The organism is Celeribacter sp. PS-C1 (assembly GCF_019429625.1).
Taxonomy (GTDB): Bacteria; Pseudomonadota; Alphaproteobacteria; order Rhodobacterales; family Rhodobacteraceae; genus Celeribacter.
This window is the reverse complement of the sequence record NZ_JAHXRW010000001.1, coordinates 424,773-436,790: the sequence shown is the minus strand read 5'-3', so window position 1 is coordinate 436,790 and position 12,018 is coordinate 424,773. Positions and strand designations below refer to the sequence as shown.

15 protein-coding genes are annotated in these 12,018 nt (G+C 60.2%); 11 read left to right on the top strand and 4 right to left on the bottom strand.

The genetic code is table 11. From position 1 onward, the window contains the following. Positions 1-20 precede the first annotated feature (20 nt). The 5 genes from J5Y17_RS02175 to J5Y17_RS02155 are packed head-to-tail and all read left to right on the top strand — an operon-like array spanning position 21 to position 3,604. Entirely contained in the window at positions 21-479 is a 459-nt protein-coding gene (locus J5Y17_RS02175; RefSeq protein ID WP_219783553.1) for a RidA family protein, read from the top strand. After that, complete coding sequence (locus tag J5Y17_RS02170) at positions 479-1,237, top strand: glycerophosphodiester phosphodiesterase family protein (RefSeq protein ID WP_219783552.1); 759 nt, start codon at positions 479-481, stop codon at positions 1,235-1,237. The genes J5Y17_RS02175 and J5Y17_RS02170 overlap by 1 nt, the downstream gene beginning before the upstream one ends. Positions 1,238-1,289: 52 nt before the next feature. After that, positions 1,290-2,468, top strand: a complete 1,179-nt coding sequence (locus tag J5Y17_RS02165) for a GNAT family N-acetyltransferase (RefSeq protein ID WP_219783551.1) — start codon at positions 1,290-1,292, stop codon at positions 2,466-2,468. Beyond that, positions 2,461-2,763, top strand: coding sequence for a 4a-hydroxytetrahydrobiopterin dehydratase (locus J5Y17_RS02160; protein WP_219783550.1), 303 nt, complete (start codon positions 2,461-2,463; stop codon positions 2,761-2,763). Before J5Y17_RS02165 ends, J5Y17_RS02160 begins: the two co-directional genes overlap by 8 nt. Then, the gene (locus J5Y17_RS02155; protein WP_219783549.1) at positions 2,756-3,604 is read left to right on the top strand and encodes a mechanosensitive ion channel family protein; all 849 of its coding nucleotides are present in this window, start codon (positions 2,756-2,758) and stop codon (positions 3,602-3,604) included. Before J5Y17_RS02160 ends, J5Y17_RS02155 begins: the two co-directional genes overlap by 8 nt. Before the next feature lie 36 nt (positions 3,605-3,640). On the opposite strand, the gene J5Y17_RS02150 is transcribed toward J5Y17_RS02155, so the two are convergent. Continuing rightward, positions 3,641-4,129, bottom strand: coding sequence for a peroxiredoxin (locus J5Y17_RS02150; protein WP_219783548.1), 489 nt, complete (start codon positions 4,127-4,129; stop codon positions 3,641-3,643). Between the two features lie 78 nt (positions 4,130-4,207). Here J5Y17_RS02150 and J5Y17_RS02145 point away from each other — a divergent pair, with 78 nt between their 5' ends. From J5Y17_RS02145 to J5Y17_RS02135, 3 genes are read left to right on the top strand one after another with little or no spacing between them, the layout of a single operon-like run. Further along, the gene (locus tag J5Y17_RS02145; RefSeq protein WP_219783547.1) at positions 4,208-5,413 is read left to right on the top strand and encodes an NAD(P)/FAD-dependent oxidoreductase; all 1,206 of its coding nucleotides are present in this window, start codon (positions 4,208-4,210) and stop codon (positions 5,411-5,413) included. After that, positions 5,413-5,973 (top strand): 16S rRNA (guanine(966)-N(2))-methyltransferase RsmD, encoded by a 561-nt coding sequence (gene rsmD / locus J5Y17_RS02140; RefSeq protein WP_219783546.1) that lies wholly within the window; start codon positions 5,413-5,415, stop codon positions 5,971-5,973. The genes J5Y17_RS02145 and rsmD overlap by 1 nt, the downstream gene beginning before the upstream one ends. Continuing rightward, the gene (locus J5Y17_RS02135; protein WP_219783545.1) at positions 5,970-6,617 is read left to right on the top strand and encodes an HAD family phosphatase; all 648 of its coding nucleotides are present in this window, start codon (positions 5,970-5,972) and stop codon (positions 6,615-6,617) included. The genes rsmD and J5Y17_RS02135 overlap by 4 nt, the downstream gene beginning before the upstream one ends. A gap of 72 nt (positions 6,618-6,689) precedes the next feature. Here J5Y17_RS02135 and J5Y17_RS02130 read toward each other — a convergent pair whose 3' ends face one another. The 3 genes from J5Y17_RS02130 to sfsA form a co-directional block, all read right to left on the bottom strand. Next, positions 6,690-7,775 carry a TRAP transporter substrate-binding protein gene (locus J5Y17_RS02130; protein ID WP_219783544.1) on the bottom strand — a complete coding sequence of 362 codons (1,086 nt, stop codon included), beginning with the start codon at positions 7,773-7,775 and terminating at the stop codon, positions 6,690-6,692. 186 nt (positions 7,776-7,961) lie between these two features. Further along, complete coding sequence (gene map, locus J5Y17_RS02125; protein ID WP_219783543.1) at positions 7,962-8,804, bottom strand: type I methionyl aminopeptidase; 843 nt, start codon at positions 8,802-8,804, stop codon at positions 7,962-7,964. 66 nt (positions 8,805-8,870) lie between these two features. Beyond that, positions 8,871-9,563 (bottom strand): DNA/RNA nuclease SfsA, encoded by a 693-nt coding sequence (gene sfsA / locus J5Y17_RS02120; RefSeq protein ID WP_219783542.1) that lies wholly within the window; start codon positions 9,561-9,563, stop codon positions 8,871-8,873. Between the two features lie 48 nt (positions 9,564-9,611). On the opposite strand from sfsA, the gene J5Y17_RS02115 reads away from it, so the two are divergent. Genes J5Y17_RS02115 through J5Y17_RS02105 form a run of 3 tightly spaced genes read left to right on the top strand, consistent with a single transcriptional unit; the run spans position 9,612 to position 12,008 of the window. Continuing rightward, positions 9,612-10,352 (top strand): molybdopterin-binding protein, encoded by a 741-nt coding sequence (locus J5Y17_RS02115; protein WP_219783541.1) that lies wholly within the window; start codon positions 9,612-9,614, stop codon positions 10,350-10,352. After that, positions 10,339-11,061 (top strand): GNAT family N-acetyltransferase, encoded by a 723-nt coding sequence (locus J5Y17_RS02110; RefSeq protein ID WP_219783540.1) that lies wholly within the window; start codon positions 10,339-10,341, stop codon positions 11,059-11,061. The genes J5Y17_RS02115 and J5Y17_RS02110 overlap by 14 nt, the downstream gene beginning before the upstream one ends. Further along, positions 11,058-12,008, top strand: coding sequence for an OmpA family protein (locus J5Y17_RS02105; protein ID WP_219783539.1), 951 nt, complete (start codon positions 11,058-11,060; stop codon positions 12,006-12,008). Before J5Y17_RS02110 ends, J5Y17_RS02105 begins: the two co-directional genes overlap by 4 nt. Positions 12,009-12,018 lie beyond the last annotated feature (10 nt).

Here is a 12,018-nt window from a genome sequence, read left to right as displayed (position 1 = left end):
TACGACAAAGGACCCTCCTCATGGATCTCTCCGCAAAACTCTCTGACCTTGGCCTCACCCTGCCCGCAGCGCCCGCGCCCGCCGCCAACTACGTGCCCTATGTGATCAGTGGCAATCAGCTCTTTATCTCCGGGCAAATCTCCAACGGTCCGGACGGACTGATCTGTGGGAAACTGGGCGCTGACATGGCAACGGAAGACGGCGCGAAGGCGGCACAAAGCTGTGCGCTGGCGCTTTTGGCCCAAGCCAACGCCGCCGTGGGCGGCGATTTCTCCAAGGTGAAGCGTCTGGTGAAACTCGTGGGCTTCGTCAATTCGACGGCAGAGTTCACCGAGCAACCAAAAGTCGTCAACGGCGCCTCGGACCTGATGGTCGAAGTGATGGGCGACATGGGCCGTCATGCCCGCTCCGCTGTCTCTGCGGCCAGCCTGCCGCTGGGCGTTGCGGTCGAGATCGAAGCGATTTTCGAGCTCGTCTGATGCCCACTCTGCCAGAGGCCTTTTTGAAGGCCCCGATTGCGCATCGCGCCTTGCACGATGACAATATTGCCCGTGCAGAAAACAATATCGCCGCCATAGATGCGGCGATCTCGCGGGGCTTTGGTATCGAGATCGACCTGCAACTGTCCTCGGACGGGGTGGCGATGGTGTTTCACGACTATGCGCTGAACCGTCTGACTGAAGGCCACGGCGCCTTTGCGCTCCAAAGCTCCGAGGCGCTTTCCACCCTGCGGTTCAAAACCGGCGAGGTCGGCGTTCCGACACTGAAACAGGTGCTGGATCACGTTGCTGGCCGCGTGCCTCTCTTGATCGAAGTGAAGGATCAGGACGGAGCGATGGGGCCCAGTGTCGGCGCCCTGGAGGTGGCTGCCGCCAAAGCGCTTGGGGGCTACGATGGCCCTGTCGCGCTTATGTCCTTCAACCCGCATTCGGTCGCAGTTCTGGCGGAACTTTGCCCCGAGATCCCGCGCGGCATCACCACGGCGAACTGGGAAGATGAGGGGGCGAAACTCATCCCCGCCGACCGCCGCGAAACTTTGGGACTCATCGAAGATTATGAGCGCGTGGGGGCGTCTTTCATCAGCCATCAATGGTCGAACCTCAACGCGCCTCGGGTCAGTGAGTTGAAAGACGCAGGTGCTCATATTCTGTGCTGGACGATCCGAAACCCGGAAGACGAAGCAGAAGCACGCAAGATTGCGGAGAATATCACGTTTGAAGGCTACCTGCCGACTTGACGCGAAGGCCCTGCGTGCCAGTTTCTAGGCAGAGGACGCGCGCAGGACCTTTATGACCGACCAGATCGAGATCAGCCTGATGAACAGCCTCGGTGCGATTGCGCCGGAGGACTGGGATGCTTGTGCAGCTCCCGGAGTTGGACGGTCCGACGATCCCTTTGTCACGCATCGGTTCCTGATGGCTTTGGAAAACTCCGGCTCTGTCGGTTCCGGCACGGGCTGGCAGCCCAGCTATCTCGTGGCGCGCGCGGGTGATCAGGTGATCGCCGTCGCGCCGATGTATGCCAAGGGCCATAGCCAGGGCGAATATGTCTTCGACCACGGCTGGGCCGATGCCTATGAGCGCGCGGGCGGGCGGTATTACCCGAAACTCCAGATCGCGGTGCCGTTTACGCCCGTGACAGGCCGCAGGCTTTTGACACGTCCGGGGTTCGAAGACATCGGCAAGGCCGCATTGGTTCAAGGTGCGGTTGAGGTGGCGGATCAGAACACGCTGTCGTCGCTGCACCTGACATTTTGCACCGAAGACGAAGTGGCTGCTGGCGAGGCCATGGGGCTTTTGCACCGCACCGGGCAACAGTTTCACTGGGACAACGCAGGTTATGCCACGTTCGACGATTTCCTCGCCGTCCTGTCGTCACGCAAGCGCAAGAACATCCGTAAGGAACGCGCACAGGCGCAGAGCTTTGGCGGCGAGATCGTTCAGCTTACCGGCGATGACATTCGCCCTGAACACTGGGACGCCTTCTGGACCTTTTATCAGGACACCGGCAGTCGCAAATGGGGCTCGCCGTACCTGACGCGGGCGTTCTTCGATGAGCTGCAGGAGACCATGCGCGACGACGTCTTGCTGGTGCTGGCACAGATCGACGGGGTGCCGATTGCGGGCGCGTTGAATTTCATCGGGCGGGATCGATTGTTCGGGCGCTATTGGGGCTGCACCGAATATCACCCCAGCCTGCATTTCGAAATTTGCTATTATCAGGCCATCGACTACGCCATCGCCCACGGCCTCAAACGGGTTGAGGCGGGCGCGCAGGGCGAGCACAAGCTCGCACGCGGCTATATGCCCAACACGACGCATTCGCTGCATTGGATGCGCGATCCGGGCTTTGCCCGCGCCGTGGCCGAATATCTCGAAGCCGAGCGCGCCGCCGTAGCCGAAGAGGTCGAGGTACTCACCTCCTACGGCCCGTTCAAATCCACTCCTGAGGAGGACGATCATGACTGAGACCTTGCAAGGCGCCGCCCGCACCAACGCACTCGCCCCCTTGCTCTCACGCGGCTGGACCGAGACAGACGACGGCACGGCCATCGAGAAACGCTATGAGTTCCGGAACTTTAACGAGGCCTTCGGATTTATGACACGGGTTGCACTTTGGGCCGAGAAACGCGATCACCACCCGGATTGGCGCAATGTTTACCGCACGGTTGAAGTGACGCTTTCGACCCATGATGCCGGTGGACTGACCCAGAAAGACATAACCTTGGCAGAAAAAATGGACGAGGCAGCCGCACATGTTTGAAGACCTTCTGAATTACCAAATCTACAACGGCCAGACCGTCGGGGACTACCTGTCCCTCGAATTTCTGGCGGGCATCGCCGGATCGTTCCTTGGCGCGCTGGTGTTGTTAATCGTCGGGATGATGATTTCCGGCTGGATCGGTCGACGCATTCGCGCCATCGGAGCGAGATACGAACGCCTCGATGATACGCTGTTCAACTTCCTCGCCAATATCGCCCGCTACGCGATTCTGGCCTTTACGGTCCTGATCATCCTCAACACCTTCGGCATTCAGACCACCTCCATCGTGGCCGTCATCGGTGCCGCCGGTCTTGCCATCGGTCTGGCCTTGCAAGGCACGCTGTCCAATGTCGCGGCCGGTGTGATGATCATCCTCTTCCGCCCCTTCAAGAACGGCGATTTCGTCGAAGTCTCCGGCAAAATGGGCACTGTGAAAGACATTTCCCTGAACTTCACCGAGCTGGCCGACCTGTCCAACGTACAGGTCATCGTGCCGAACTCGCAGGTCTGGGGCAATATCATCACCAACTTCTCGACCAATCAGACGCGCCGCGCCGAATGGACCTTTGGCGTGGGCTATGGTGCGAACCTGAAAACCGCTGAAGAGGTGATCCGCAAAACGATCCTGTCGGACCCGCGCGCTCTCATGGAGCCGGAGCCCTTCATTCAGGTCAACAATCTCGGCGATTTCTCCGTCGATTTCCTCGTCCGGGTCTGGGTCAAATCCGGTGATTTCTTCCAGTTTCAGGCCGACATGAAACGTCAGGTCAAAGAGGCGCTCGATGAGGCCGGGGTGGATATTCCCTTCCCGACGCGGACCTTGGTCAACGCCGCCGAATAAAGCAAAACGCCCGGGATGCTCTCCCGGGCGTTCTTTTTAGATCTTCTCGACCAGAGATTCCCCTGCGGAAATCGTGCATTCGCCCGGGCTCTCCTCGACCTCCAGCACTTTGACCACCCCGTCTTCGGCATAAAGCGCAAAGCGTTTCGAACGGTTGATCAGCCCGGCAGGCGGCGCCGTAAAATCGAGACCCAATGCTTTGATGAACCCTGCATCCGCGTCACCCATCATGGTGATCCCGGCCTCATTGGCACCGGTGTCTTTCCCCCAGGCGCCCATCACGAACGGATCGTTGACGGAGACACAAATCACCTCATCGACCCCCTTCTCTTTGAATTGCGGCATGGTACGAATAAAGCTCGGCACATGCGCGGTGCTGCAAACCCCGGTATAGGCGCCCGGAAGGCCAAAGAGCACAACCTTCCGGCCCTTGAATTTCGCGGCAAGATCAACCGTCGCCGGTCCCTCTGCCGTCATTTCAAGCACCGTGCCGCCCGGCAGGTTGTCTCCTGTTGCAATCGTCATCTTTGTGATCCTCTGTGCGTTGTCATTTTATCTCGCGACGATATAGGGTCAGAGCGTTTCGCGACCAGAGGAAAGAGCATGAGCCACTTCATCGTCATCGGGGCCGGGCAGGCCGGGCAGAGCATCGTCACCACCCTGCGCGGGCAAGGATTCGAGGGCGAGATCACCTTGATCGGCGAAGAGCCTGTGCCGCCCTATCAGCGCCCGCCTCTGTCCAAGGCTTACCTTCTGGGCGAGATGGAGCTGGATCGGATGTTCCTGCGCCCCGAGAGCTATTACGCGGATGAAAACATCACCCTGCGCATGAGCACCAAGGTGACCGGCATCGACCCGGTGGAGAAGACCATCTCCATTAGTGACGAGGTTCTGTCCTATGACAAGCTGGCGCTCACCACGGGCTCTGCGCCGCGCCTCTTGCCGACGGCCATCGGCGGCGAACTTGGCGGGGTCTACACCATGCGCACGCTGGCCGACGCTGACGCGATCGAACCGGAGTTCCGTGAAGGCGCCTCTGTGCTGATCGTCGGCGGCGGGTACATCGGGCTTGAGGCCGCCGCGGTCGCCGCCAAGAAGGGGCTCAAGGTCACGCTCGTGGAAATGGCCGACCGGATTTTGCAACGCGTCGCCTCTGTCGAGACCTCCGACTATTTCCGCGCGCTGCACCGTGCCCATGGCGTCGATCTGCGCGAGGGCGTGGGGCTTGTGAAACTGACAGGCGACACGCGCGTTGAAGCCGCTGAGCTGACCGACGGCACCACACTCAATGTGGATTTCGTCATCGTCGGCGTCGGCATCACCCCCGGCACGGAGCTGGCCGAACTCGCGGGGCTGACGCTCGAGAACGGCATCAAGACCGACCTCTATGGCGCCACTTCGAACTCCGATATTTTCGCGGCGGGTGACTGTGCCTCCTTCCCGCATGACGGCACGCAGATGCGGCTCGAATCCGTCGGCAATGCGATTGATCAAGGCGCAGTCGTGGCGAAAAACATGCTCGGCCAAGCCGTCACCTATATGCCGAAGCCGTGGTTCTGGTCCGATCAATATGACGTCAAACTGCAAATCGCCGGGCTCTTCAATGGCCACGACCGGGTCGTGATCCGCGAGGGCGAAGGCACGCATTCCCATTGGTATTACAAGGACGACCAGTTGATCGCCATCGACGCCATGAACGATCCACGTGGCTACATGGTCGCCAAACGGCTCATTGAGAGCGGTAAAAGCGCCGATCCGGCCAAGGTGGCCGATCCCGCCACCGACCTCAAAGAACTGATGCGCGGCTGATGCGGATCATTGCTGGAGAATTTCGCGGGCTGGCGCTGGCCTCTGTCGGAAAAGGCGATGCAGGCGCGCATCTGCGCCCGACCACGGACCGCGTGCGCGAGAGCCTGTTTTCCGTTTTGACTGCTGGTAAATACGGCGATGCGGTCGAAGACGCGCGGGTGCTCGACCTCTTTGCTGGCACCGGCGCACTCGGCCTTGAGGCCCTTTCGCGCGGGGCGGAATGCGTCACCTTTGTCGATGACGGACGCAAGGCGCAAAGCCTGATCACCGAGAATATCGGGAAATGCCGCGCCGAAGCCCGCTGCGACCTAATGCGCATGGATGCGACACGATTGCCTGCAAATCCGTCCGAACCCTATGATCTGATCTTCCTCGACCCGCCCTATGCCAAGGGGTTGGGGGAGATTGCGATTGCCGCCGCGATTGCCGGGAACTGGCTCACAAAACGTGCGCTTGTGGTCTGGGAAGACAGCGCGGAGATCACGCCGCCTGACGCTCTCACGCTGTTGGACACGCGCAAATATGGCGACACCAAAATCAACTTTCTGGAGCCGAAATGACACCGAAAGCCGTAATTTTCGATTGTGACGGGGTGATCGTCGATAGCGAGCCGCCGCTGTTGGAGTTCCTGCAAAAGGACTTCGCGCGCTTTGGCCTCGACATTTCGCTGCATGAGTTGGAGACGAAATATGTCGGCGGCACCATGGCGCTTGTGGGCGAGCGTGCGCGGGCCGCAGGCGCCGCCCTGCCCGACGATTGGCAGATCGAGGTCTACCCCCGCGTTTTCGAGATGCTGCGTTCAGGCGTGCCACTGATCCCAGGCGTTGAGGCCGCCTTCGATGCGCTGGACGCGGCGGACATTCCCTACGCGGTTGGCTCCAACGGACCGATGGAGAAAATGGACGTGACACTCGGCGCACACCCCGCAGTCTTTGCCCGTCTCAAAGGCCGAATCCATTCCGCGCATACCTATGGCACGGCGAAACCTGAGCCGGGACTTTTCCTGATTGCCGCCGAACAGCTTGGCATCGCACCCGAAGACTGCGTGGTGATTGACGACAGCCCCTCTGGCTGCATCGCCGCGCGCCGGGCCGGAATGCGCTGCTTTGGTTTTGATCCGCATGGCGACGGCGCACGGCTGATCAAAGAGGGCGCCGAGCACCTCTCCGACATGCATGAGCTGCCCGCCCGCCTCGGGCTTTAAGTCTTAATCTAAATCAAATAATCAAACAAAAAGGCCGCCCAAAGGCGGCCTTTTCTCAAATGATCACAGAAATTATTCCGTGGTGATCGTATAAGCTGCGCCCTGCGCATCGACCCAAGGCGCCGCATCCTGCGCATGCTCCATCGCCGCTTTCACATCGGCTACAAGCTTTTCACCATCGAAGCCTTTCTCGTCCATCTCGGCGATCCAGTCGGCTACGACCTCGTCGCCCAAGGCGGTGATCTTTGTGGTCTCCTCCTCGCTCAACACGTTGACCGCATTGTCGCTCGCCGCAATGACTTTCACGCCATCGTCGTCGCCCATGTCATAGGCGATGCCGGACCAACGCGAGGCCATAAGACCGGAGTTGCGGTCGATCACCTCTTTCAGATCATCGGGCAGGCTGTCGTATTTCGCCTTGTTCATCGCCCAAAGGAAATAAAGGTTATAAAACGACCGATCCCCCGCCACGTCGGTTTCCGCGTCGGTCAACTCGTCGAGTTTCAACGACGGCGACATGGCGAAAGTGATGATGCCACCATCCAGAACGCCTTTGGACAGCGCCTCGGGGAAGGCAGGGACCGGCAAGCCAACGGGCGTCGCACCCATTTTCTCGAGCAAAAGCGTCGAGGTGCGGGTCGGCGCACGGAGTTTCAGACCTTCGAAGTCTTCGACCTGACGGATCGGTTCGCCTTTCTTGTGAACCAACCCCTCACCATGAGTGTGGGCCGCCAGAATGTGGATGTCGGCGAAATCGTCCATAAGGTGCTCTTGGGTAAATTCCCACGCCGCCATCGACGAGAGTTCCGCCGATTTCAGTGAGACAAACGGCAGCTCGATGGCTTCGGTTTCCGGAAAACGACCCGGCTGATAGCCCGGGATGATCCAGCCGCCGTCGATGGCGCCGTCACGGATCAGGTCATATTGATCCGGCGCTTTGCCGCCGAGCTGCATCAGCGGGTAAATCTCGACCTTGATGCGCCCACCGCTGTCTTTCTCGACTTTGCGGGCCCAAGGCTCCATGAAATAGGTGGCGGAGCCGGCTTTCGGGGATACGAAATGCTGGAACCGGAGAGTTACCTCCTGCGCAGCCGCGGACAGGGTTCCGGTCGCGGTGAGCAGAGCGGCGAGAGCGGCGGATTTCAAGAGGTGGTTCATCGGCAGGCCTCCTTCAGGCTGTGAGCGCGACCGCGTATTCAGGATCGCTCAAACTTGGCAATTTGCTAGTCCGCTTACGGGTATCTCGCAACAGCCTGAACCTATCTTTTCTCTGACCAATCAGTCAGTCCTTTGTTTCATAAAGAAAAAGCGGAGAACTTTTCAGTCTCCGCCTTAGCGTTTGTCTCAATATGTCGGGAAATAGATGTTCCCCGGAGAGAGGGTGAAGATCTCGCACCCGGTCGCAGTCACCCCGATCGAGTGTTCGAACTGGGCGGACAGCTTCTTGTCCTTGGTGATCGCGGTCCAGTCGTCGCCGAGCACTTTCGTCTCGGGGCGGCCCAGATTGATCATAGGCTCAATGGTAAAGAACATACCCTCTTCAAGCACCGGGGCGGTCTCGCCCGCGCGGCGATGCGGCACGTAGTGAAGGACATTTGGCGGCGCGTGGAACACCCGGCCCAGACCATGGCCACAGAAATCACGCACCACCGACATGCGGTTCTTATGCGCATGTTCTTGGATCGCGCGCGCGATGTCATCGAAGGTGTTGCCGGGCTTCACCTGTTCGATGCCATACATCAGGCAGTCATGGGTCACTTGCACGAGGCGTTCGGCGAATTTCTTCGGCTGACCGACGAAATACATCCGGCTGGTGTCGCCGAACCAACCGTCCTTGATCACCGTCACGTCGATGTTGATGATATCGCCTTCCAGCAACGTATCATCTTTATGCCCCGGAATTTTCGCGCCGGGGATGCCGTGACAGACCACATGGTTGGTCGAAATGCAGGAGGCGTGTTTGTAGCCTTTGTAACCGATGGTCGCCGAGGTGGTGCCCAGTTCCGTCACTCGGCGTTCGATGAAAGCATCGATTTCTGCGGTCGTCGCCCCCGGCACGACCAGAGGGCCGACCTCATCGAGGATTTGCGATGCGACCTGACCGGCGGCATGCATGCCGGCAAAATCGGCGTCCTCGTAAATCCGAATTCCGTCTTTGGTGATGCGGCCGCGATGCGTCTCGTCCAAGGGTCCACTCCGTTATCTTTCGACCCGATATAAGGGCTTTGCGCAGAAAGGGCCAGTGCCGGAGGATTACATCTGATGCAAAGCCCGGGGCACAAAAACGACCTGCTGCGGTGTGATTTCGACTGGGAAGACCATGATCTCGACCCCCGCCGCCCGCGCCGCCGCCTCTGCCGCCGCATAGGTCGGGTCGATGTCGGCGGCGGGATGAAAGCGGTCGCAATCATCGCGCGAGACGAGATAGAGCATCACGGCCCGGTCGCCCTTAGCCACTTGATCGGCCAGAACGGAGAGGTGTTTTGCGCCCCGCGCGGTTTTGGCGTCCGGGAATTCGGCCAATCCGGTTTCGCGTGAAAGCGTCACGGATTTCACCTCAACCCAGATGTTTTGGTCCCCCTGCCTCACCAGAAAATCCGCGCGCGAGTTTTCACCATATTTGACCTCGGCCCGCACATCGCCCGTCAGCCCCGACACTTGACCGACCTCAAGTGCCTCCTTCACCACACGATTGGCAACGCCAGTGTCGACCACCACCCGCGCGGCCTCCAGCTCGACAATCCGCAGCCCGAATTTGAGCTTTTTCTTCGGATCGTCATTGGGTTCGACCCAGACGCGCGTGCCCGGATCGGACAGCCCCATCATAGACCCGGGGTTCGGACAATGCGCCGTCACCTCGCGCCCGTCTTCGAGACGAATGTCTGCGAGAAAGCGTTTATAGCGGCGCAAAAGCGTGGCGGGGATCAGATCAGTTTGAAAGCGCATGGGGAGAGGCCTATACCCAATGTAACAGCCGCTCAAGGAGGGCGAGACATGACCGATCACAATCCCACCGCCGCCATTCTCATCATCGGGGACGAGATCCTCTCGGGTCGGACCCGCGATGCGAATATGTATCACCTCGCCGGTGAATTGACCCGCGTCGGCATTGATCTCAAAGAGGCGCGCGTGGTCTCCGATGACAGCGAAGCGATTGTCGAGGCAGTTCAAACTCTGTCTTCGAAATACACCCATGTCTTCACCTCCGGCGGCATTGGGCCGACCCATGACGACATCACCGCCGATTGCATTGCCGCCGCTTTTGGGCGCTCCATTGATGTGCGCGAGGATGCCCGCGCGCTTTTGGCCGCGCATTACGAGGGGCGCGGCGTCGAGTTCAACGAGGCCCGCATGCGCATGGCCCGCATTCCCGAAGGCGCCACCCTGATCGAAAATCCAGTCTCTATTGCTCCGGGGTTCTCTGTAGAGAATGTCCATGTCATGGCAGGCGTGCCGAGCGTCTTTATCGCCATGGTCGCGGGACTTTTGCCCACGCTCACCGGCGGCAAGCCTTTGTTGTCGCAGACCTATCGCATCGACCGGCCCGAAAGCGCCGTGGCCGAGCCTCTGGGCACATTGGCCGCGAAATACCCCGCCCTTTCCATGGGGTCCTACCCCTTCAGCCGCGATGGGGCCTTTGGCACCAATATTGTAATCCGCGGGCAGGACGGCGCGATGGTCGATGCCGCAATTTTGGAGCTGGCCACAATTTTCCCCGCCAATGAACAGGCCTGACCTGTTTCAAGCCTTCGAGGCGACTTGGCCGCCTTTGACGCGCGAAAGCCTTGGGCCGTTCACCTACCGTGATGGGGCGAACGGAGGCAGCCGCGTGTCGGCAGCAACGCTCGATGGTGACCTGACAGACAGCGCGCTGGACGAGATTGAGGCTCGTTTTGCCAAGGACGGGCGTAACGCCCTGTTCCAAATTCGCAGCGACGAAGAGTCCTTTGATGCGGCACTCGATGCGCGCGGCTACCGGATGTTTGATCCTGTGGCCTGCCTCGTGGCACCCTTGGACCGGTTTGCCCCCGCTCACGCCAAAGATGGGTATGTCTCTTGGCCACCAACCGCCATCCAGCGGGAGATTTGGGCCGAGGGTGGCATCGGACCTTCGCGGATCGCGATCATGCTGCGCGCGCCTGAGCCGAAATGCACGCTGCTTGGACGCCTCGAAGACACGCCCGCCGGCACCGGATTTGTCGCCATGCATAATGGCATCGCCGCGCTTCACGCCTTGGAAATTGCCCTGCCCGCGCGACGCCGAGGTCTTGCCCGCGCGATGATGGCGCTGGCTGCTGATTGGGCGCGCGCGAACGGGGCCCACAGCCTCGCACTTCAGGTCACGCGGGCGAATAGGGCAGCACTTGCGCTCTATTCTTCGCTTGGAATGGAAGAGGTGGGCCAGTACCACTACAGAACCAAAGTTTTGACCGGACACGCATGAGACTGACCCCGCGCCTCGCTTTTTGCCTGACCTCTGCCTTTTATGGGCTTGTATCGGCTTGTGCCGCCGCGGCGCTCGACCTGCCCGGGGCGGCCTCTGAAACCGCACGACAAAGCGAACTGACCTCCGCCGAGCCCTTTCCGACCGGCCCCTATCAGGGCGCTGACACGCCTAGGATCATGGCCGAAGGCGATGTCGAACGGGTCGCTTACCGTGTAACAGGTACGTCGCTGACGAGTCGCCAATTGATCACGCCGCTGCGCAGTCAGTTGGAGTCGGAAGGGTTTCAAACCCTCTTTTCTTGCGCCGACACAGTTTGTGGCGGCTTTGATTTCCGCTATCAGCTCGATGTCCTGCCAGAACCCGCGATGCATGTGGACCTGAGCGACTATGAATATCTGGTCGCCGAACATGCCGACGGGCGCGTCGTTGCTCTTTTGACCAGCCATGCGCCGGGCGCAGGCTTTGTTCAGATCAGCACGGTAACGCCCTCTGACGCGCCGCCCCTTGAACTGACGACGCCCAGCCAAACGAATTTGACCCAATCTCTTCGCCCCTCACCCGCGACCGGCGACTTGGTGACCCGTCTCGAGGCCCGCGGGCGCGTTGTCTTGGATGATCTGGCCTTTGATACAGGCTCTGCGACGCTCGGAACCGGGCCGTTCACCTCTCTGCAAAACCTTGCGGCCTACCTGACATCCCATCCCGACGTGCGGATCATTCTGGTCGGTCACACGGATAATACCGGCGCGCTTGAGAGCAACACCAACCTGTCGCGCCAGCGCGCGCAGGCTGTGCGACAGCGGCTGATCAACACCTATGGTGTGCCCTCTGGCCAGATCAGCGCCGACGGCATCGGCTATCTTGCACCGCGCGTCTCGAACGCCACGCCTGAGGGGCGCGAGCAAAACAGAAGGGTCGAAGCGGTGATCGCCTCGACCCAATAGTGTCGACAGA

Excerpts from the sequence above, each read along its gene's own strand:
- J5Y17_RS02130 (WP_219783544.1), bottom strand. The coding sequence starts at position 7,775 with ATGAACCACCTCTTGAAATCCGCCGCTCTCGCCGCTCTGCTCACCGCG.
- J5Y17_RS02155 (WP_219783549.1), top strand. The coding sequence starts at position 2,756 with ATGTTTGAAGACCTTCTGAATTACCAAATCTACAACGGCCAGACCGTC.
- J5Y17_RS02165 (WP_219783551.1), top strand. The coding sequence starts at position 1,290 with ATGACCGACCAGATCGAGATCAGCCTGATGAACAGCCTCGGTGCGATT.
- J5Y17_RS02105 (WP_219783539.1), top strand. The coding sequence starts at position 11,058 with ATGAGACTGACCCCGCGCCTCGCTTTTTGCCTGACCTCTGCCTTTTAT.
- J5Y17_RS02145 (WP_219783547.1), top strand. The coding sequence starts at position 4,208 with ATGAGCCACTTCATCGTCATCGGGGCCGGGCAGGCCGGGCAGAGCATC.
- J5Y17_RS02150 (WP_219783548.1), bottom strand. The coding sequence starts at position 4,129 with ATGACGATTGCAACAGGAGACAACCTGCCGGGCGGCACGGTGCTTGAA.
- rsmD (WP_219783546.1), top strand. The coding sequence starts at position 5,413 with ATGCGGATCATTGCTGGAGAATTTCGCGGGCTGGCGCTGGCCTCTGTC.
- sfsA (WP_219783542.1), bottom strand. The coding sequence starts at position 9,563 with ATGCGCTTTCAAACTGATCTGATCCCCGCCACGCTTTTGCGCCGCTAT.
- J5Y17_RS02135 (WP_219783545.1), top strand. The coding sequence starts at position 5,970 with ATGACACCGAAAGCCGTAATTTTCGATTGTGACGGGGTGATCGTCGAT.
- J5Y17_RS02110 (WP_219783540.1), top strand. The coding sequence starts at position 10,339 with ATGAACAGGCCTGACCTGTTTCAAGCCTTCGAGGCGACTTGGCCGCCT.
- J5Y17_RS02160 (WP_219783550.1), top strand. The coding sequence starts at position 2,461 with ATGACTGAGACCTTGCAAGGCGCCGCCCGCACCAACGCACTCGCCCCC.
- J5Y17_RS02115 (WP_219783541.1), top strand. The coding sequence starts at position 9,612 with ATGACCGATCACAATCCCACCGCCGCCATTCTCATCATCGGGGACGAG.
- J5Y17_RS02175 (WP_219783553.1), top strand. The coding sequence starts at position 21 with ATGGATCTCTCCGCAAAACTCTCTGACCTTGGCCTCACCCTGCCCGCA.
- J5Y17_RS02170 (WP_219783552.1), top strand. The coding sequence starts at position 479 with ATGCCCACTCTGCCAGAGGCCTTTTTGAAGGCCCCGATTGCGCATCGC.